General features: G+C 66.6%; 18 protein-coding genes and 1 riboswitch. Of the genes, 12 read left to right on the top strand and 6 right to left on the bottom strand.

Annotated elements, in window-relative coordinates:
* The first annotated feature begins 147 nt into the window (after positions 1-147).
* Positions 148-723 carry a dCTP deaminase gene (dcd, locus tag AC3IT0_RS21165; protein ID WP_489321603.1) on the top strand — a complete coding sequence of 192 codons (576 nt, stop codon included), beginning with the start codon at positions 148-150 and terminating at the stop codon, positions 721-723.
* A 37-nt stretch (positions 724-760) separates the two neighbouring features.
* Here dcd and AC3IT0_RS21160 read toward each other — a convergent pair whose 3' ends face one another.
* From AC3IT0_RS21160 to AC3IT0_RS21150, 3 genes are all read right to left on the bottom strand, one after another.
* Entirely contained in the window at positions 761-1,942 is a 1,182-nt protein-coding gene (locus AC3IT0_RS21160) for a cation:proton antiporter (RefSeq protein WP_489321602.1), read from the bottom strand.
* 5 nt (positions 1,943-1,947) lie between these two features.
* A complete protein-coding gene (locus tag AC3IT0_RS21155; RefSeq protein WP_489321601.1) occupies positions 1,948-2,430 on the bottom strand; it encodes a cation:proton antiporter regulatory subunit in 483 nt (160 codons plus the stop codon).
* Positions 2,431-2,609: 179 nt separating this feature from the next.
* Positions 2,610-4,013 carry an MFS transporter gene (locus tag AC3IT0_RS21150; RefSeq protein ID WP_489321600.1) on the bottom strand — a complete coding sequence of 468 codons (1,404 nt, stop codon included), beginning with the start codon at positions 4,011-4,013 and terminating at the stop codon, positions 2,610-2,612.
* A gap of 192 nt (positions 4,014-4,205) precedes the next feature.
* Between AC3IT0_RS21150 and AC3IT0_RS21145 the strand changes: the two genes are divergently transcribed.
* From AC3IT0_RS21145 to mnhG, 6 genes are read left to right on the top strand one after another with little or no spacing between them, the layout of a single operon-like run.
* Positions 4,206-7,214, top strand: a complete 3,009-nt coding sequence (locus tag AC3IT0_RS21145; RefSeq protein ID WP_489321599.1) for a Na+/H+ antiporter subunit A — start codon at positions 4,206-4,208, stop codon at positions 7,212-7,214.
* Complete coding sequence (locus AC3IT0_RS21140) at positions 7,211-7,804, top strand: Na(+)/H(+) antiporter subunit C (protein WP_489321598.1); 594 nt, start codon at positions 7,211-7,213, stop codon at positions 7,802-7,804. The genes AC3IT0_RS21145 and AC3IT0_RS21140 overlap by 4 nt, the downstream gene beginning before the upstream one ends.
* Positions 7,801-9,408 carry a Na+/H+ antiporter subunit D gene (locus AC3IT0_RS21135; protein WP_489321597.1) on the top strand — a complete coding sequence of 536 codons (1,608 nt, stop codon included), beginning with the start codon at positions 7,801-7,803 and terminating at the stop codon, positions 9,406-9,408. The genes AC3IT0_RS21140 and AC3IT0_RS21135 overlap by 4 nt, the downstream gene beginning before the upstream one ends.
* A complete protein-coding gene (locus tag AC3IT0_RS21130) occupies positions 9,405-9,950 on the top strand; it encodes a Na+/H+ antiporter subunit E (protein WP_489321596.1) in 546 nt (181 codons plus the stop codon). The genes AC3IT0_RS21135 and AC3IT0_RS21130 overlap by 4 nt, the downstream gene beginning before the upstream one ends.
* Positions 9,947-10,225 (top strand): MrpF/PhaF family protein, encoded by a 279-nt coding sequence (locus AC3IT0_RS21125; RefSeq protein ID WP_056341351.1) that lies wholly within the window; start codon positions 9,947-9,949, stop codon positions 10,223-10,225. Before AC3IT0_RS21130 ends, AC3IT0_RS21125 begins: the two co-directional genes overlap by 4 nt.
* A complete protein-coding gene (gene mnhG, locus AC3IT0_RS21120; RefSeq protein ID WP_489321595.1) occupies positions 10,215-10,637 on the top strand; it encodes a monovalent cation/H(+) antiporter subunit G in 423 nt (140 codons plus the stop codon). Before AC3IT0_RS21125 ends, mnhG begins: the two co-directional genes overlap by 11 nt.
* Positions 10,638-10,667: 30 nt before the next feature.
* Here the strand turns inward: mnhG and AC3IT0_RS21115 are convergent, their stop codons facing one another.
* Together AC3IT0_RS21115 and AC3IT0_RS21110 are read right to left on the bottom strand one after the other, a co-directional pair.
* The gene (locus AC3IT0_RS21115; protein ID WP_252568651.1) at positions 10,668-10,931 is read right to left on the bottom strand and encodes a DUF4235 domain-containing protein; all 264 of its coding nucleotides are present in this window, start codon (positions 10,929-10,931) and stop codon (positions 10,668-10,670) included.
* Positions 10,932-10,972: 41 nt separating this feature from the next.
* Positions 10,973-11,515, bottom strand: a complete 543-nt coding sequence (locus AC3IT0_RS21110) for a heme-degrading domain-containing protein (RefSeq protein ID WP_489321594.1) — start codon at positions 11,513-11,515, stop codon at positions 10,973-10,975.
* Positions 11,516-11,572: 57 nt separating this feature from the next.
* Positions 11,573-11,714: riboswitch (TPP riboswitch) on the top strand.
* A gap of 65 nt (positions 11,715-11,779) precedes the next feature.
* On the opposite strand from AC3IT0_RS21110, the gene AC3IT0_RS21105 reads away from it, so the two are divergent.
* From AC3IT0_RS21105 to AC3IT0_RS21095, 3 genes are read left to right on the top strand one after another with little or no spacing between them, the layout of a single operon-like run.
* Positions 11,780-12,430, top strand: coding sequence for an ECF transporter S component (locus AC3IT0_RS21105; protein ID WP_489321593.1), 651 nt, complete (start codon positions 11,780-11,782; stop codon positions 12,428-12,430).
* Positions 12,430-14,043 carry an ABC transporter ATP-binding protein gene (locus tag AC3IT0_RS21100; protein WP_489321592.1) on the top strand — a complete coding sequence of 538 codons (1,614 nt, stop codon included), beginning with the start codon at positions 12,430-12,432 and terminating at the stop codon, positions 14,041-14,043. The genes AC3IT0_RS21105 and AC3IT0_RS21100 overlap by 1 nt, the downstream gene beginning before the upstream one ends.
* Positions 14,040-14,834, top strand: coding sequence for an energy-coupling factor transporter transmembrane component T family protein (locus AC3IT0_RS21095; protein WP_489321591.1), 795 nt, complete (start codon positions 14,040-14,042; stop codon positions 14,832-14,834). Before AC3IT0_RS21100 ends, AC3IT0_RS21095 begins: the two co-directional genes overlap by 4 nt.
* Positions 14,835-14,868: 34 nt before the next feature.
* Here AC3IT0_RS21095 and AC3IT0_RS21090 read toward each other — a convergent pair whose 3' ends face one another.
* Complete coding sequence (locus AC3IT0_RS21090) at positions 14,869-15,642, bottom strand: glycoside hydrolase family 25 domain-containing protein (RefSeq protein WP_489323862.1); 774 nt, start codon at positions 15,640-15,642, stop codon at positions 14,869-14,871.
* 251 nt (positions 15,643-15,893) lie between these two features.
* On the opposite strand from AC3IT0_RS21090, the gene AC3IT0_RS21085 reads away from it, so the two are divergent.
* Entirely contained in the window at positions 15,894-17,417 is a 1,524-nt protein-coding gene (locus AC3IT0_RS21085; RefSeq protein ID WP_489321590.1) for a UDP-N-acetylglucosamine 1-carboxyvinyltransferase, read from the top strand.
* A 151-nt stretch (positions 17,418-17,568) separates the two neighbouring features.
* Entirely contained in the window at positions 17,569-18,795 is a 1,227-nt protein-coding gene (locus AC3IT0_RS21080; RefSeq protein ID WP_489321589.1) for a glutamate--cysteine ligase 2, read from the top strand.
* Positions 18,796-18,884 lie beyond the last annotated feature (89 nt).

Raw genomic sequence — 18,884 nt, 5'->3', positions numbered from 1 at the left:
TTTTTTCAAAACCAACCCCAGATCAGTTTCAGTTGTACCAACCGGGAGACCATCCGGCGGCTGACATTCTGAGGCAACATTAGCCCCAGTAGGCGACAGCAACAACGAAAAACTGTGGGCTGTGGATAATGCGGTATTTTGGGAGGCGTGCTGATCTCTGACCGCGACATTCGTGCCGAACTAGACTCCCAACGGATCGTCCTCGAACCGTACGATCCCGTGATGGTCCAGCCGTCGTCGGTGGACGTGCGGATTGACCGGTTTTTCCGCCTTTTCGACAACCACAAGTACGCGCATATCGACCCCGCGGAAGACCAGCCCGAGCTGACGCGGCTGGTGGAGGTGGACAGCGGTGAGCCGTTCATTCTGCACCCCGGCGAATTTGTCCTGGGCTCCACGTACGAGACCGTCACGCTGCCGGATGACATTGCCGCCCGGTTGGAAGGCAAATCCTCCCTGGGCCGCCTGGGCCTGCTGACGCACTCCACGGCCGGGTTCATTGATCCGGGATTTTCCGGCCACGTCACGCTGGAGTTGTCCAACATGGCCACGCTGCCCATCAAGCTCTGGCCCGGCATGAAGATCGGCCAGCTGTGCTTCTTCCGGCTGACCTCTGCTGCTGAGTTCCCGTACGGCTCCGGCGAATACGGCAACCGCTACCAGGGCCAGCGCGGGCCGACAGCCAGCCGCAGCCACCTGAACTTCCACCGCACCGCGGTCTGAGCCTTTTCCATCAAGGGGTGAGGTCTTGGCGCGGGGGCTACGCCTTCGCGGCCAACCGGACCGGCCCGCCGAACGCCTTCAGTACCGGTTCCACGTAGCGTGCGGCCAACGGCCCGAGGATGGCCATGATCAGCACATAGGCGGTTGCCAAGGCGGCGAGGTCTCCCGGGACTACGCCTGACGCTACGGCCAGCCCGGCGATCACGATGGAGAACTCGCCGCGGGCTATCAGGGCAGCGCCCGCACGGAAGCGTCCGGGCCGGCCAATCCCAGCCCGCTTGGCGGCCCAGATGCCGGTGAGCATCTTGGTGGCTGCGGTGACGACCGCCAGTACCAGCGCCCAGCCGAGCACGGGCGGGATGGTCGACGGGTCGGTGTTGAGTCCGAAGGCCACAAAGAAGAGGGCCGCGAAGAGATCCCGCAGCGGTTCCAGGATCCGGGTGGCGCTATGCGCCGTGGCGCCCGAGATGGCGATGCCCAGCATAAACGCGCCCACTGCGGCCGAAACCTGCAGGGCTGACGCGACGCCGGCCACCAACAGTGCGGCGCCGAGGAGGTTGAGCAGGAACACCTCGGAATTTTCGCTGTGCACGGCCTGGGACACCCGGTGGCCGTGGCGGAGCGCCAGCATCAACACCACGGTGACAACGGCCAGGGAGATCCCCACGGTGGTGAGCCCGCCCAGGAAACCGACACCGGCGAGGGTTGCAGTAAGGATCGGCAGGTACACGGCCATGGCCAGATCCTCGAACACCAGGATGGACAGCACCACAGGCGTTTCGCGGTTACCGATCCGGCCGAGATCCGTAATGACTTTCGCGGCGATCCCTGAGGACGATATGTAGGTCACACCGCCCATGACCATTGCGCCCACCATGCCCCATCCCAGCAGGAGCGCCAGGGCCGCGCCGGGGATGAAATTCAGCACCAGGTCAAGAACACCGGCCTGCCAGGACCTGCGCAGACCGGTGAAAAGCTCGGCAGCCGTATATTCCAAGCCGAGCATAAGCAGCAGCAGGATCACACCGATTTCGCCGGAGAGATGTGCGAATTCCTGCATGCCTTCGAGTTTGACTACGCCGCCTGCGCCGAAGGCGAGTCCGCCAACGAGGTAGAGCGGGATGGGTGACATTCCGATCCGTCCGGCCAGCCTGGCCAACAGGCCAAGGCAGAACACAACGGCCCCCAGTTCAATGAGGGTCAGGGCCAGCGGGTCCATGGCGCTCAGCCGTTGCGCAGGATGTCGGCCGCCGAATCGAGGCCTTCTTGCGTTCCAACTGCAACGAGGAGGTCACCGGAGTGAAGTACGACGTCGGGTCCCGGCGACGGGAGCACTTCGCCTTCGCGCATGATCGCCACGATCGAGACTCCGCAGCGCGTGCGGATGCAGGCCTTCCCCATGGGCTGGTTCTGGAACGGGGATTCGGGCGCGATGGAGAACTGCCGGGTCACGATGCCCGGGATCTCCCGGTGCTCTTCAGTTAGCTTCATGGCCAGGTGCTGCCCGCCCAGGAGGTTACCCAGGGTGGACGCCTCATCGCCGGTCAGGGGAATCGACGCCTGGCAGGTGTCGGGATCGTCCCAAGTGGAAACGATGAGTTCCATCGTGCCCTCCCGCAGCTCCACCACGCCGATGCGGCGACCGGAAGCCGTCATAAAGTCCTTCCGCCGGCCCATGCCGGGGAGGTCAGTCTCGTCCACGTTCATACAGCCAGCCTAGTCTCCGCAGGCCGGTTTCGGGTGGGTGTGCGCAACGCGGCGCGAGCGGACACTTGCGGCCCTTGGCCCACACCGCCCACCGAGGCTTAAGTGTCCGTTCGCGCGGGAGGCAGGGGCTTAAATGTCCGTTCGCGCAGGGAGGCGGGGGGCTTAAGTGTCCGTTCGCGCTACGAGGCGGGGACTACGGCGATGGCGGTCTTGTCCGGCGACTTCACCGGTAGCAGGACCAGCAGCCCGGCGAGCAGCACCACCATGATGCCCAGGATCCCCCACCGCTGCGCCTCGCCGGGCGCAACCAGCGGCGTGGCCAGCACGATGCACAGGGTGAACAGCGCCGGGGCTAGGAAACTGACCGCACGGCCCGTAGTGGCGTAGAGGCCGAACAGCTCGCCCGACTCGCCCTGGGGAGCCAACCGGGCCAGGTAAGCCCGCGACGAGGACTGGGCCGGGCCCACAAAGAGGCACAGGAACAGCCCAAATATCCAGAAGGTAGTGCTGCCGGACCACTCCGTGCCAAAGAAGATGTAGTTTTCGTTGCCGAGGACCAGGATCATGGTCCCGGCGATCAGCAGCCCCACGAGGGAACCCACAATCACGGCCTTGGGCCCCACCCGGTCGTCCAGGAACCCGCCGATGACCGCCCCCATGGCAGCCACCACATTGCCGAAGATGGCGAAGAAGATGACCTGGGACAACTCGAAGCCGAACGTCCCGGCCGCGATGATCCCGCCGAACGTGAACACGGCCGCGAGGCCGTCCCGGAACACTGCGCTGGCCAGGAGGAAGTAAATGGTGTGCGGGCTGGTGGCGTAGATTGCCTTGATCCGGCGGATCAGCAGGCCATAGGAGGCCAGGAAGCCCAGCGGCTGGGCCCGCGCCGGCCGCGGCAGCTCCGGGACCGCGAACAGCACCGGCAGGGCAAAGATGAAGAACCACAGGGCGGAGAACACGGCCACAAGCCGGATGTTCAGGCTGTTCTCGGTGGAGGCCCCGAACCAGTCGAAGCTCGGCTGCACAAAGAGCTGCAGCACAATCAGCAGGGCCACAATGCCGCCCAGGTAGCCCATGCCCCAGCCGAATCCGCTGACCTTGCCGATGTTTTTCGGGGTGGAAATCTGGGCCAGCATGGCGTTGTAGTTGACGCCGGCGAACTCAAAGAACACATTCCCCAGCGCGATCAGCGAAACGCCCAGCAGCAGGAACTCCGGCCGTGGGAACACAAAGAAGCACAGACCCGTCAGGATGGCGACGGCGGCCGTGTTGACCCCCAGCCACAGCTTGCGGCGCCCTCCGGTGTCCGAGCGCTGCCCCGTCACCGGAGCGAGCAGCGCGATGGCGAAACCTGCAATAGCCAGCGCACCGCCAAGAACGGCCGAAGCCTGGTCTTCGCCGCCGAACGCATTGGACGTGAGATAGACGGTGAAGACGAAGGTCGTCATGACCGCGTTGAAGGCCGCAGATCCCCAGTCCCAGGCGGCCCAGGCGAGGACTCGGCCCTTGCCGGTGGCCTCGGTCCCCGAGGCGAGATCCGATGACGGCTGCATGGCCTCAGGAGCGCTGGCGGTGTTCATACGCTGAATCGTATCCGCCCCTGGCGAACGTGGCGGTGATGGTACGCCGGACACCCGGGAAATTCCAGGGACGCGCGGTCCGGTGCGGGAAAAGTGTCAGTGGTGCGTTGATAAACTGTGGCCACCGAACCTGACGAATGACCGCCTGCCCTAACTTTTGACAATCGAATCCCTGACGTTGCGGAGATACCAGTGATCACAGTCCTTGCCGTGCACTTTGCGGTGGCTGCCGTGGCGCCGTTTCTCTTCAGGGCATGGGGCCGCAACGCTTTCTATGCGCTGGCCGCCGTACCCGCTGCTTCGTTTGCCTGGCTGCTGTTCCAGCACGGCGCCGTGTACTCGGACGCCGGCGCGGTCTCGGAAGTCTTCCCCTGGATCCCCGGGCTGGATCTTGAATTCGCCTTCCGGCTCGATCCCCTTGCCTGGGTGATGTCGCTCCTCATCCTGGGCATCGGCGCGTTCGTGCTCGTCTATTGCGCCCGGTACTTCAGCCTCAAGGACCAGGACCTCGGAGGCTTCGGCGCCCAGTTCCTCGCCTTCGCGGGAGTGATGTTCGGCCTGGTGATCGCTGACGACCTTCTTCTGATGTTCATCTTCTGGGAACTCACCACCATCCTGTCCTACCTGCTGATCGGCTTCGCCCGCACCAGGCTGGCGGCCCGCCGTTCGGCGCTGCAGGCCCTTATGGTCACCACCGCGGGCGGGCTGGCCATGCTGGTGGGCCTGATCATGCTGGGCCACAGTGCCGGCACATACCGGATCTCGGCGATCCTGGCGCAGGCTCCCACCCTGATCAGCGGAGCGTCCGGCGCAATCGTGGCGGCCGCCGTCGTACTAATCCTGGCGGGCGCCATCAGCAAGTCCGCGCTGGTTCCCTTCCATTTCTGGCTTCCGGGCGCCATGGCGGCCCCCACACCGGTGAGCGCGTACCTCCACGCGGCGGCCATGGTGAAGGCCGGGATCTACCTGGTAGCGCGGCTCGCCCCTGGATTTTCCGACACCGCCTACTGGCAGTCCATTGTGCTGGGGCTGGGCCTGGCCACCATGCTGGTGGGCGGCTACCGGGCGCTCCGGCAGACCGACATCAAGCTCATCCTGGCCTACGGCACCGTCAGCCAACTGGGGTTCCTGACCATGGTGGTGGGGCTGGGCACCCCGGACGCAGCCCTTGCCGGCCTCGCCATGCTCCTGGCCCACGGACTGTTCAAGGCCGCCCTGTTCCTGGTGGTGGGCATCATCGACCACCAGGCCGGTACCCGCGATGTGCGCCAGCTGTCCGGCGTGTTCGGGCAGTCCCGGGCGCTGGGAATTGTGGCCGGCATCGGTGCCGCCTCGATGGCCGGCGTCCCGTTGCTCGCCGGATTTGTGGCCAAGGAATCAGTCCTGGAGGCCTTTGTCCACCACGCGTCCGGCCGGGAGGCCTGGAGCATGGTGGTGCTCGTGGGCATCGTCCTCGGGTCCATTCTGACGTTCGCCTACAGCGCGCGCTTTATGTGGGGAGCGTTCGCGGTGAAGCCGGGAATTGAGCGGACAACGTTCAAGGCGGTCAAGCCTTCCTTCCTGGCAGCCCCGGCCGTCCTCAGCCTCCTCAGCATCGTCTACGGCCTCTGGCCGGCGCCGGTGGACGCCTGGGTCCAGCCCTACGCCGCGCTGTTCGCCTCCACCGCGTCCGACGCCGGCACACCGGCCGAGCAGGCCGGCCACCTTGCGCTGTGGCACGGTTTTACTCCGGCGCTGGGACTGACCGCCCTCACGTTCGCCCTTGGCCTGGCGATGTACTTAGGACGGACCTTGGTGGCCCGCGCACAGTCCCGCGTTCCGGGCTGGATCGACGGCGACCGCATGTACCAGCTCACTATCGGCGCCCTGGACGACACCGCGGTCTGGATCACGGGCCGCACGCAGCGTGGTTCCCTGTACTTCTACCTCGCCGTGATCCTCACCATGGCGTTCGCGCTGCCGCTGACGGCCATGGTGCTGGTGGGCAAGCCGCTTCCGGACAACCTGTACTTCATCGATCCCTACTCACCGCTGCAGCCCGTGGTCGGGGCAGGAATTGTGATCGGCGCGCTGGCGGCGGTCAAGGCCAACAAACGGTTCCTCGCCGTGCTGATGGTCTCCGTGACCGGATACGGGATCGCCCTGATGTTCGCGCTCCAGGGCGCCCCGGACCTGGCCCTCACGCAGATGCTTGTGGAAACCATCATCCTGGTGGCCTTTGTCCTGGCCATGCGCAGCCTGCCTGCGGAACTCCGCGACCGCACCGGCGGCAAGTACCGGGTGATCCGCGTGATCATCGGGGCGGCTTTCGGCGTCACCATGGTCTTCGCCGCGATCCACGCCATGGGCGCCCGGGTGGCCATCCCCGTGTCCCTGGAATTCCCGCGCCTCGCGTATGAAGGAGGCGGCGGGCTGAACATCGTCAACGTCACCCTGGTGGACATCCGCGCCTGGGACACGTTCGGGGAAATATCAGTCCTTGCCCTGGCCGCCACAGGTGTTGCCAGCCTCATCTTTGTCCGCGGCCGCGGCGACCGCAGCAGGGTCTCTGAGACCATTGCCGAGGGCAGCGTAGGCCGCCAGGTTGCGGTGGATCCCGGGTCGCGGGAAGCCGCGGCGCTGGCCATCAGCCGCAAATTCGCCGCCTCCGCCCGGGACGCCTGGATCGTGGCAGGGCGGACGCTGGCACCGGAACGCCGCTCCATCATCTTTGAAGTGGTCACCCGGCTGATCTTCCACTCCCTGATCATCTTCTCGCTCTACCTCCTCCTGGCCGGCCACAACCTGCCCGGCGGCGGCTTCGCCGGCGGCCTGACTGCCGGACTTGCCCTGGCCATCCGCTACCTGGCCGGCGGCCGGTTCGAACTGCGCGAGGCCACGCCCGTCGGCGCCGGAACGCTGCTGGGGATCGGGCTCGCCACCGCTGCGGCGTCCGGCGTGGTGCCGCTGCTGCTCGGCGGCCAGGTATTCCAGACCGCCATCATTGAACTCTGGCTGCCGGTGTTCGGGGACATCAAGTTCGTCACGTCCACCATCTTCGACATCGGCGTGTACATCGTGGTGATCGGCCTGGTGCTGGACGTGCTGCGCAGCCTGGGCTCCGAGATCGACGAACACTTTGAAGAGCAGAGAACTGCGCCTGCCGAGGACCAGGAGCCCGCGGGCGTCCCCGCCGAAACCACGGCGAGGGGCCAAGGATGAGCGTCAACCTGACCCTGCTGACCGTGATGGGTGCCCTGTATGCGTGCGGCATCTACCTGATCCTGGAACGCAGCCTCACCCGGGTGCTGCTCGGGCTGATGCTGCTGGCCAACGCCACCAACCTGCTGATCCTCGCGACCGGCGGTTATGCCGGCCTGGCGCCGCTGTACAACAAGGACACCGGCGCCCAGGAGTACTCGGACCCGCTTCCGCAGGCCCTGATCCTCACGTCGATCGTGATCTCCTTCGCGGTGACGGCCTTTATGCTCGGCATCATCTACCGCACCTGGGTCCTGGCCCGCCAGGATGAGATCCAGGACGACATCGAGGACCTCCGCGTCGCCGAGACACCCCGGTTCGACGCCGAGGACGACGCCCTGATTCCGGCCGAAACTTCGGAGTTTCCCCTGACCATGCTGGGCAGCGATGGGAACGCAGTCTCGGACCACCCCACGGCTGCGGACGGCCCGGCTGAGGCCGGGGGTTCCGTTACCGCCGGGGCCAAGGAGATTCCTGCCGGGGCTGCCGCCGCCGAAGAGCAACCCGGCTCGCGGAACGTAACCCCTGGTCCCGAAGGAGGTGTGAAGTGAACATCGCAAGCTTTGCCCCGCTCGCCGTCGTACTTCCCATCCTCGGTGCCGCCCTGGCCTTCCTGCTGATCCGGCACTCCCGCGCCCAGCGCGCGGTGAGCATCGGCGTGCTGTCCCTGACCCTCCTGCTGGAGTGCCTGCTGCTGGCTTCCGTGTGGGACGGCGGAACCGCTGCCGTGAACATCGGTGGCTGGCTGCCGCCGTGGGGCATCACCATGGTGGTGGACCAGTTCTCGTCCCTCATGCTCGTGGTGTCCTCCGCCATCAGCCTCGCGGTGCTGGTCTACGCCACCGGGCAGGGCATGGCCGACGGCGACCAGGACGCCCCGGTGTCGATCTTCCACCCCACCTATCTGATCCTGGTGGCAGGGGTCTCCAACGCGTTCCTGTCCGGGGACCTGTTCAACCTGTATGTCGGATTCGAGATCCTGCTGACGGCAAGCTATGTGCTGATGACACTGGGCGGAACCGGCCCCCGCATCCGCGCCGGCGTCACGTACGTGGTGGTCTCCGTGGTGTCCTCGGTGCTGTTCCTGATCTCCATCGCCATGGTCTACGGCGCCACCGGAACCGTGAACATGGCCGACCTCGCCATCAAGCTCGCGGACCTGGACGAGGGAACCCGGACCCTGCTGCACGTGATGCTGCTGGTGGCTTTCGGCATCAAGGCGGCCGTGTTCCCGCTGTCGTTCTGGCTGCCTGACTCATACCCCACGGCGCCGGCGCCGGTCACTGCCGTGTTCGCGGGCCTGCTGACCAAGGTCGGCGTGTACGCGATGGTGCGCACTGAAACCCTGCTTTTCCCCGGGGACAGCCTGAACACTCCGCTGATGGTGGCGGCGCTGCTGACCATGGTGGTGGGAATCCTTGGCGCCTTGGCCCAGAGCGACATCAAACGTCTGTTGTCCTTCACCCTGGTGAGCCACATCGGCTACATGGTGTTCGGCCTGGCCATGTCCTCGGTGGCCGGGCTGGGCGCCGCGGTGTTCTACGTGGCCCACCACATCACCATCCAGACCAGCCTCTTCCTGGTCACGGGGCTGATCGAACGCCGCGGCGGCAGCTCCTCCGTGGACCGGCTGGCGGGCCTGGCCAAGCTGTCGCCCATCCTGGCCCTGCTCTTCTTTATCCCCGCCATGAACCTGGCCGGGATCCCGCCGTTCTCCGGCTTCCTGGGGAAGGTGGGGCTCATCCAGGCGGGCATCGAACTCGGCACGCCCCTGGCCTACGCCCTGGTGATCGGCGGCGTGGTCACCAGCCTCCTGACCCTGCTGGCTGTTGCGAGGGTCTGGAACCGCGCGTTCTGGCGCAAGCCCTCGGACGCCGAGCACCCGGACCCCGTCCTGCTGGCTGAGCCCGAGGATTCGGACACCGGCAGCCGCGCCGGCCGCAAAAACGTCACGCTGCTGCCCCGCACCATGGTGGGCTCAACCCTGGGCCTGGTGGCCCTGGGCGTGTCACTCACGGTCTTCGCCGGCCCGCTGTTCACGGTCTCGGACCAGGCCGCCCACGAAATGCTGGACAGGTCCGCCTACATCCAGGCCGTGCTCGGCGAGGACACGGAAGTTCCCCCGCTGGCCCTGAAAAACGGAGGGGGCAAATGAGCCGCCGCCGTATTTCCCTGCGCCAGGAACTGCCCCTGCTGGTGTGGCTGGTGATTGTCTGGGGCGCCCTGTGGCAGGACTTCAGCCCCGGCAACCTGCTCTTCGGCGCGTTGCTGGCCGTGCTCGTGGCCCGGATGTTCTACCTGCCGCCGGTGGAACTCAGCGGCCGCTTCAACATTCTTCACGCCGTGCCTTTTGCCCTGCGTTTCATGGGACGGGTGGCGGCGGCCAGCGTCGACGTGATGTATCTGGCCGTTGTCCGCGGCCCGCGGGTCATCAACTCCGTCGTCGCGGTGCCGTTGCGGAGCCACCAGGACCTGATGGTCACCGCCACCGGGCACGTGATCTCGCTGATCCCCGGCTCCCTGGTGGTGGAGGTGGACCGGTCAACGTCCACTCTGTACCTCCACGCGCTCAACGTCAGCACCCCGGAAGAGGTGGAAAGCCTGCGCAAGGAGGTCCGCTCCATCGAGGCAGGACTGATCAGGATCATGGGCACCCGCGAAGAACTCGAAGCAATCCGGCAGGAGGCCGCAGCATGATGCAGACCGTCCTGGCTGTCACGGCAGTCATTCTTTCGCTGGCGGCGGCAGGAGCCATCATCAGGATCTCCCGCGGCCCGTCGCTGCTGGACAGGGTGCTGGCCTCCGACGTCCTGCTAGCGATCCTCGGCGCCGCCCTGTGCATCGACATGGCCGTCAACCGGCACCTGAACAACCTGATGCTGCTGGTGGCGCTGTCCGTGGTCGGCTTCATCGGTTCGGTGACCGTTGCGCGCTTCGTGGCCGACCGGCGGGAGCAGGCCAATGAGTCCTGAGGCCAGTGTGGTTGACAGCGTCATCGACACCGTGTCGGCGGTGTTCCTGGTGGTGGGCGCCCTCATGTCGCTCGCCGCCGCCGTGGGCCTGCTCCGCTTCCCGGACCTGCTGAGCCGGATGCACGCGGCCACCAAGCCCCAGGTGCTGGGCCTGTTCCTGCTCCTGACGGCGATCGGCCTGCAGCTGCGCACCTGGTGGGTGTGGCCGGTGCTGCTGGTGGCCTGGATTTTCCAGCTGCTGACCGTGCCGGTTTCCGCGCACATGGTGGGCCGCGCCGGTTACCGCACCAAACACCTGCACCGCGAGCTCCTCAGCTCCGATGAACTCGAAGCCGTGGTCCAGAAGGCGGCCCAATCGGCCCGGGATGAGTCCTCCCGGGATGAAGCGTCCGACGGCGGCCGGCAGGACTGAGCGGCACTCACCGCCGGACTGGTTGCCAGGCTAGACGATGTCCTGGGACTTGGCGAAGCGGGTGATGGCCCGCTGCGTGCCGCGGTTGGCGAGCACCTGGATGATGGTGCTGACCGAAGCCGAAATGAGCGCGAACGTGAGAGCCGAGCGGAGGCTCGTGGGGGTGTCTTCATCCTTGCCGGTGGGAGGCTTCCTGCCGGTGGACTTTTCCCACACGGTGTTGACCATCTTGGTGCCGACGAACCCGGCGCCGATGCTGATTGCCGTGCCGAGCAGCTTGATGAACAGGTTCATTCGTTGAACTCCTTGTGAGCGGATCCGGGACTGTCCTTAGCCTAACCCGGCCGCATGGACTCCAGAATCTCCCGCAGGGCCTCCACCACGAGATCGTGGTCCTGCTGTTGGGGCAGCCCCGAGACCGTCACCGTGGCCACCGCACCCACGCCGGTGACGTAGACCGGGAAGCAGCCGCCGTGCGGGGCGTAGGTGGACTCGTCGAACCAGCCGTGGTCCTCGATCCGGCCGCCGTGCAGCCTGCCGCGGAGGCCCACCAGCAACGACGGGACCTCATACCTGGCACCGGTGCGCTGTTTCGCCCGGATCCAGCGCTCGTTGTCCGGGGTGGCGCCGTCCAGGGCCACGTGGAACAGGACCTGGTCACCCTTGGTGATGTCGATCGCGATGGGAAGCCGGCGCGTTTTCCCCAGCTCCACCAGGAGCAGCCCGAGGTTGAGGGAGTCGTCCTTGCTGAAACGGGGAAACTGCAGCTCGCTGATCTCGCCTTCGATCCGGGCGATCAGGGCCTCCAGCGCCCCGGCAGGCTGGGCCACTCTCGAGTCGGGATTGAACGCGGTCACAGTCGGGATATTGGCAGTCATGGCCCACAATCTACCCCGGCCGCGGTGTAAACTGGAGCACGCCCATCAGGGCAGATTTATTAACGACAGGGGAGCGCCGCCGTCGGGCATCACTGGCATTGCCAGGGAACCGCAGGTGGGCGCTGAGAGTGCGGACAGCCGCAGACCCTCGAACCTGATCCGGTTAGTACCGGCGCAAGGGAGTCGAGTTCTCGAAGTGCCCGGGAAACGGCGGCAGCGCCGCCCGCCGGGGCACTTTCCCCTCCTGTTCCTCAGGAGGACCAAATGACAACTGCAGCAACCAAAAAGACCGGCAATACCTGGCGCGTAGTGGACATCGTGGTGGCGGCCCTCATCGCCATCACCGGCGGCGTGATCTTCTGGGCCTGGTCCCAGGGCGCCGGCATCGTCTCCGCCCCCATGAACGCCGTTTACCCTCCGCTGACCGGCCTGATCGCCGGCGGCTGGATGATCCCGGCGGTGCTGGGCATGCTCATCATCCGCAAGCCCGGCGCGGCGCTCTTCTGCGAAGCGGTGGCCGCCACCGGCGAGCTCATCATGGGCTCGCAGTACGGCTCCACGGTGCTGATCTCCGGCCTCCTGCAGGGCCTGGGCGCCGAGCTGGTGTTCTTCCTGCTGGTGTACGGCAACTTCCGGTTCAGGTCCTTCCTGCACCAGAAGTACAACCTCATCGCCGCGCTGCTTGCCGGTGCCGGGGCGGGCCTGTTCTGCGGCCTCAATGACTCGTTCCTGCCGTGGGGCTGGAACATCGCCTACGAGCCCGGCGACAAGCTCGCGTACATCGTGTTCTGCACCATTTCCGGCGCGGTCATTGCTGGCGCGCTGTCCTGGATCGCCACCCGCGGCCTGGCCAAGACCGGCGTGCTGAGCTCGTTCGCGTCCCGGAAGGCAGCTTCGGAGCCCGTCTTCAACTGATGACCGCTTCCGACGCCGGCGCTTCCGGAGTGCGCCCCGCCGCGGTGTCCGCCCGTGGCTGGGGCTGGCGGCATGCCGGACGTTCCGCCCCCGCCGTCCACGGGCTCGACCTCGACATCGCGCCCGGCGAGCGGGTGCTGCTGCTGGGCCCCTCGGGTGCGGGCAAGTCAACGCTGCTGCACGCGCTCGCAGGGGTGCTGGGGGACGAAGGGGACGACGCCGACGAGACCGGTTCGCTGCTGATTGACGGCGTGGTGCCCCGCGGGCAGCGCGGCCGTTCGGGCCTGATGCAGCAGGACCCCGAAACGCAGGTGGTTCTTTCCCGCTTGGGTGACGACGTCGCCTTCGGCGCCGAGAACCTCGCCGTTCCGCGGGACGAGATCTGGCGGCGCGTCCATGAGGCGCTCGACGACGTCGGGCTGCGGAGTGCCGACGGTTCTGGTTTGAACGCCGACGGCGGGCCAGGTGCCGGCGGGCTCCCGCTGGACCACCCGACGTCGGCCCTGTCCGGCGGGCAGAAGCAGCGCCTGGCGCTGGCCGGGATCCTCGCGATGCGGCCCGGGCTGATCCTGCTGGATGAGCCCACCGCAAACCTCGATCCCGCCGGCGTGCTGGAGGTCCGCGACGCCGTGGGCCGCAGTCTGGACAAAACCGGCGCCACACTCGTTGTGGTGGAACACCGCGTGTCCGTCTGGAAGGACCTGGTGGACCGGATTGTAGTGCTCCAGCCGGGCTCGGCAACGGGCTCCGCGGCTTCCGCCGCTACGCCCGCGGTTCTGCTGGACGGGCCGCCGGACCAGGTGCTCGCGGCGGCGCGGGAGATGCTGATCGGCGCGGGCGTCTGGGTGCCCGGGTATGTCCCGGAAACCCGGCGCCGGCGGTCCGCAGGCTCCGGTGACATGCTGCTGGTCGCCGAGGACCTTGCCGTCTCCCGCGAGCGTCCGCGGCGCCGCGGCTTCCGGACCATCCCGCCCGTGCCGGTGCAGCAGGGCATCGCGGCACAGGTCCGCTCCGGCCAGGCACTCACCGTCACGGGACCCAACGGCGCCGGCAAGTCCACGTTTGCGCTGACGCTCGCCGGACTTCTGGCGCCGGTGGCGGGGAAGGTTTCCGCCGCCGTCGAGCTTTCCGAGGGGGCCGGGATCGATCCCTTCCAGTGGAAAGCCAACCAGCTGATTTCCCGCATCGGAACCGTGTTCCAGGAGCCCGAGCACCAGTTCGTTACGGGCCGTGTGCTGGACGAGCTGATGTTCGGTCCGCGGCACCTGGGGCATGGCGAGGAGCGGGTTGATGAGCTGCTGGAACGGCTGCGCCTGACGCACCTGGTGGACGCCAATCCGTACACGCTGTCCGGCGGCGAAAAGCGGCGCCTGTCGGTGGCCACGGTCCTCGCGGCCCACCCTCGTGTGCTGGTGCTCGATGAGCCGACCTTTGGCCAGGACGCCAACACGTGGGCCGAGCTCGCGTCGTTCCTCTCGGAATTGCTCGACGCGGGAACCTCCGTGGTTTCCGTGACCCACGACCAGGAATTCAGCGCCGTCCTGGGCGGGGCCGAACTGCGGCTTGGCCCGGCCTCACGCGGCGGCGCCCGCCAGGAAGCAGGTGCGGCGTGAGGGATGCCCTGACCCTCCGCGGCAACCACGCGCTGCTGACGCGCGCCAACCCGCTGGCCAAGTTCGCCGTCGTTTTCCTTATCACCCTGGTGCTGGCGCTCTCCATCGACTGGGTGTCCGCCTCGGTGGCGCTTGCGGCTGAGCTGGCGCTCTTGCCCCTGGCCGGTCTCACCCTGCGCCTGTTGTGGCAGCGCGGCTGGCCGCTCATCATCGCGGCAGCCCTGGGCGGTTGGAGCACGGCGATCGTCGCGGCAGACAGCGGCGCTGTACTGCTCGACGTCGGGATCTGGTCCATCAGCGAAGGTTCCCTCCAGCTGGGAATCGGTTTTATGCTGCGCGGCCTCGCGATTGCCCTGCCGGCGATCCTGCTCATGACCTGCACAGACCCCACCGACCTTGCCGATGCCTTGGCCCAGAAGGCCCGGCTGCCGCACCGGTTTGTCCTTGGCACGCTGGCCGCGATGCGCCTGGTGGGGCTGATGGCCGAGGAGTGGCAGACCATCGGCATGGCGCGGCGGGCCCGCGGCGTCGGCTCGCAGGGCAGCCCGCTGCAACGGCTGCGGGCCACCCTCGGGCAGAGCTTCGGGCTCCTGGTCCAGGCCATCCGCCGCGCGTCCCGGCTGGCCGTCACCATGGAAGCACGCGGTTTCGGCACCGGGCAGCGGACGTGGGCCCGGGAATCCACATATTCGATGCTTGACGCCTGGGTGTTGGTGGGCGGCGTGCTGATCGCCGCGGCCGCTGTGGTTGCCGCGGCCGGGATGGGGACCTGGAACTTCGTCTGGCGCTAGTCCGGGAGTGTTCGTCAACTGCGCAAAGCGCCTCCTAAATGCACGAGTGGTCGTAGTCGAAGCCCCTGGAGACGAACTGGGTCAGGGTGACTGTGCCGCCGGGTGTTAGCGGCGCATTCGAGCAGTTGGCCGTGGCTCCGAAGGCCGTGCGGGCGCCTGCCAGCCAGCTGGGCAGGGCATAAAGGTTGCTGGAGGTGCTGACGGTGCCCACGATTTGTCCCCATTGATAGGCCGAGGAGTAGATGCCGACGTCGGCGCCGATGCTGTGAAAAAAGTCGGTCATACCTTCCAGGACGGCACGGTTGGCATTCTTGTCGTGGGACCAGCTGTTGCCTGTTTCAACATCGAGCCACCACAGGTAGTCCGAGGGGCTGCTGATGCCGCGGATGTAGGCGTCGTCGTACGCCTTGGCGTAGCCGTACATGTATGCGCATGCCTGGGCAACGTCCTTGTCCTTGCAGGTGCCGTAGGGGTTGGATACAGCTTGGGCTGCGGGGTAGTTGTTACTGGCGGGCCACCAGGAGCCAGCGTGCCCCGGGTTGGCGGTGTTGACGTAAAGGGCCACGGACGGCTGATCGGTCGGGTTCACAGTGATGGCTTTGGCCCAGCGGAGCAGTTCGGCGAGGCAGGGGTTAGTGGTGCTGGCCAGGCCATTGTTGACGCCCACGATCCCGAAAGCTGGAGCGGCGGGAAGCGCCTTGTTGCACTGAGGCCACGAGACATCGTTACCCAGTGCTTGCTCGGCGCCCTCGCCCGGTGAAGGGGCGGCCACGGACGCCGGCGCCACGACAATCCCGCAAAGGGCCATGAGCAGGCACAAGATGGCACACGCTAAAGCGCGGGATGCTGTAGCCGCATTCCCATACATGGCAGGCCTCCTGCAGGGCATTCCTCCGCTTATCGGGCGAACCCGATGCTTCAGTCTCCCGCCGAGCGAGTGGCGGGGTCAAGGACAAGCATCAAGGAGCGGCTATCTCATGAATCGGGTATTTTCTGGGAGTTCAGTCGCCACTCCGATTCACATCCCATAAAATAGCTCATCTGTGATATTTTTTGTTTATGATTCAGGAAACCGCCGAGCACATCGCCGCCACACTCAGGGACGCCCGGACCGAGAAGGGCTGGACCCAGGGCCAGCTCGCCGGCGCGCTGGGAACCAGCCAGAGCGCCGTCGCCCGGATGGAGCAGGGCAAGCAGAACCTGAGCCTGAAGATGATCCAGCGGCTCGAAGCGATTCTCGACCGCAGCATCGTCAAAGTGGGCAAACCACAGATGACGCACCTGCGGATTGAAGGTGGCCGCACCCTCTCCGGGGCGGTGGATGTCAACAGCAGCAAAAACGCCGGTGTGGCGCTGCTATGCGCCAGCCTGATCAACCGCGGCACCACCGTCCTGCGCCGCCTCGCCCGGATCGAAGAGGTCAACCGGATCGTTGAGGTCCTGACCAGCATCGGCGTCGAATGCACCTGGCTTAACGACACCGACCTCCAGCTCCACCGCCCCGCCGTCCTGGACCTTGAGGCCATGGATGTGGACGCTGCGCGCCGCACGCGCAGCGTGATCATGCTCCTGGGCCCGCTCCTGGACGAATCCGCGGAATACCGCTTGCCGTATGCCGGCGGTTGCGATCTGGGCACCCGCACCGTGGAGCCGCACATGCAGGCGCTGCGCCAGTTCGGGCTCTCCGTGGAAGCCACTGCCGGTTTCTACGCCGTGCAGGCTCCGCGGCCGGACACTCACGACCGGTCCTTTGTGCTGACGGAGCGCGGGGACACTGTCACCGAGAACGCGATCATGGCGGCGGCGCACCGCCGCGGCACCACCGTCATCCGCAATGCCAGCCCCAACTACATGGTCCAGGACCTCTGCTTCTACCTTGAGATGCTGGGCGTGACGATCGACGGCGTGGGCACCACCACGCTGAAGATCACCGGGCAGCCGCTCATCGACGTCGACATTGAGTATTTCCCGTCCGAGGACCCCATTGAGGCCATGAGCCTCATCACGGCCGGGATTGTCACCAACTCAGAGGTGACCATTCGCCGCGTCCCCATCGAGTTCATGGAGATCGAGCTGGCCACGCTGGAGCAGATGGGCCAGCAGCTGGAGATTTCCGGCGAGTACGTGGCGCGCAACGGACGCACCCGGCTGGTGGATGTGACCACCAAGCCGTCCGAGCTGCGGGCGCCCGAGGACAAGATCCACCCGATGCCGTTCCCTGGCCTGAACATCGACAACCTGCCGTTTTTCGCGGTCATCGCCGCCAACGCCCATGGCCAGACCATGATCCACGACTGGGTCTATGAGAACCGGGCCATCTACCTCACGGAACTGAACAGGCTCGGCGCCCAGGTGCAGCTGCTGGACCCGCACCGGATCTACGTCAACGGCCCCACGAAATGGCGGGCCGCCGAGGTTGGCTGCCCGCCGGCACTCCGCCCCGCCGCCTGCCTGCTGCTGGCCATGCTCGCGGCGCGGGGTGTTTCGGAGCTGCGGAACATCTACGTGATCGAGCGTGGCTACGAGGAGCTGGCGGAACGGCTCAACACGATCGGCGCCAAGGTGGAGTACTTCCAGGACTGACGCGAACGTACACTTGCGGCCCTCCGCCTGGCGCGAACTGGCAGATAACGACCCCTGGAGGCGGATTTGAGCGCTTTATCTGCCGGTTCGCGCTTCGTCATGATCGGCAGTAACCGGGTCAACCTGGCGGGCGTTGCAGCACAATATAAGCATGCGGACATTCGGCGTCGAAGAAGAGCTCCTGATCGTTGATCCGGACACGGGGGAGCCGCTTGCCCTCGCGGACGCGATGCTGTCCGGCCGCCGGGTGGCAGCCGACGACGCCCCGGAACGTCCCTATGCGCTGGCAGCCAAGGTGGAAACCGCTCACGACGACTGGACTGGCCTGACTGCCGAGCTGAAGCTTGAGCAGATCGAGACCCAGACCCGTCCCTGCCTTGAGTACGCAGAACTGCTGCAGCAGATCCGGGCCGGCCGGCTGCTGGCGGACCAGGCGGCCACCAAAAACGGTGCAAGGGTCGCCGCGCTGGCCACGTCTCCGTTTGGCCTTGCAAGCCACACCACCCCGGACGCCCGTTATGCCCGGATGCTGGAACGCTTCGGCCTGACCGCGCAGGAGCAGCTGACCTGCGGCTTCCACGTCCACACGTTCATCGAATCCAAGGACGAGGGCGTGGCCGTGCTGGACAGGATCCGGGACAAGCTGGCAGTACTCACGGCAGTGAGCGCGAATTCGCCGTTCTGGAACGGGATGCCCACAGGATTCGAGAGCTACCGAACCCAGGCCTGGAACCGATGGCCTATGTCCGGCCCTTCGGCCATTTTCAGCACGTACTCCGCATATCGGAGGGTAGTCACGCGTCTGCTGGACAGCGGCGTGCTGCTGGATGAAGGCATGATCTACTTTGACGCCCGCCTGTCCCGGAACCACCCCACGGTTGAGGTCCGGGTGGCCGACGTCTGCCTCCGTGCCGAGGACGCTGCCCTGATCGCGGTGCTGGTGCGGGCCTTGGTCGAATCGGCCAGCCGTGAATGGCGCGACGGCGTGGAGCCGGCCCCGGTGCCCACGGTGCTGCTGCGGATGGCGGCATGGCAGGCGAGCAGCAGTGGCCTGAACGGTGAGTTGCTGGATTTTGGCACGTTCAGGCCGGCGCCCGCCGTCGACGTGGTGCGATCCTTGGTGGACTATCTGGCTCCGGTCCTCGCCGAGCAGGACGAACTTTCCCTGGCCCGGCAGGGCATCGAGGACATCATTGCCCGCGGCACCGGCTCCACCGAACAGCGCAGGGTGCGGGACGCGGTGATGGAAGCATCAGCGCCCGACGACGGCGGGCTGGGGGCCGTGGTTGCCCACGCCGTGGGTGTCACGATGCGCGGCACCTCCGGGTTGCGTGAGGCGGACGAGGTCCCGGAGCTGCTGCGCGTGCGCCTGTCCTGAGTTCTCCCTGAGGCTTTGCGCGAACGGGCAGATATGGCCCTGTTCTTGCGCTGTGACGGGCCCCAAGTGTCCGTTCGCGCCAAGAAGCG

Source organism: Pseudarthrobacter sp. KH_020_B (genome assembly GCF_057840185.1).
The sequence above is the reverse complement of the archived record's forward strand: the minus strand, read 5'-3'. Positions and strand labels throughout refer to the sequence as shown.

Excerpts from the sequence above, each read along its gene's own strand:
- AC3IT0_RS21160 (WP_489321602.1), bottom strand. The coding sequence starts at position 1,942 with ATGGACCCGCTGGCCCTGACCCTCATTGAACTGGGGGCCGTTGTGTTC.
- AC3IT0_RS21155 (WP_489321601.1), bottom strand. The coding sequence starts at position 2,430 with ATGAACGTGGACGAGACTGACCTCCCCGGCATGGGCCGGCGGAAGGAC.
- AC3IT0_RS21150 (WP_489321600.1), bottom strand. The coding sequence starts at position 4,013 with ATGAACACCGCCAGCGCTCCTGAGGCCATGCAGCCGTCATCGGATCTC.
- AC3IT0_RS21140 (WP_489321598.1), top strand. The coding sequence starts at position 7,211 with ATGAGCGTCAACCTGACCCTGCTGACCGTGATGGGTGCCCTGTATGCG.
- AC3IT0_RS21130 (WP_489321596.1), top strand. The coding sequence starts at position 9,405 with ATGAGCCGCCGCCGTATTTCCCTGCGCCAGGAACTGCCCCTGCTGGTG.
- AC3IT0_RS21125 (WP_056341351.1), top strand. The coding sequence starts at position 9,947 with ATGATGCAGACCGTCCTGGCTGTCACGGCAGTCATTCTTTCGCTGGCG.
- mnhG (WP_489321595.1), top strand. The coding sequence starts at position 10,215 with ATGAGTCCTGAGGCCAGTGTGGTTGACAGCGTCATCGACACCGTGTCG.
- AC3IT0_RS21115 (WP_252568651.1), bottom strand. The coding sequence starts at position 10,931 with ATGAACCTGTTCATCAAGCTGCTCGGCACGGCAATCAGCATCGGCGCC.
- AC3IT0_RS21110 (WP_489321594.1), bottom strand. The coding sequence starts at position 11,515 with ATGACTGCCAATATCCCGACTGTGACCGCGTTCAATCCCGACTCGAGA.
- AC3IT0_RS21105 (WP_489321593.1), top strand. The coding sequence starts at position 11,780 with ATGACAACTGCAGCAACCAAAAAGACCGGCAATACCTGGCGCGTAGTG.
- AC3IT0_RS21100 (WP_489321592.1), top strand. The coding sequence starts at position 12,430 with ATGACCGCTTCCGACGCCGGCGCTTCCGGAGTGCGCCCCGCCGCGGTG.
- AC3IT0_RS21090 (WP_489323862.1), bottom strand. The coding sequence starts at position 15,642 with ATGGCCCTTTGCGGGATTGTCGTGGCGCCGGCGTCCGTGGCCGCCCCT.
- AC3IT0_RS21085 (WP_489321590.1), top strand. The coding sequence starts at position 15,894 with ATGATTCAGGAAACCGCCGAGCACATCGCCGCCACACTCAGGGACGCC.
- AC3IT0_RS21080 (WP_489321589.1), top strand. The coding sequence starts at position 17,569 with ATGCGGACATTCGGCGTCGAAGAAGAGCTCCTGATCGTTGATCCGGAC.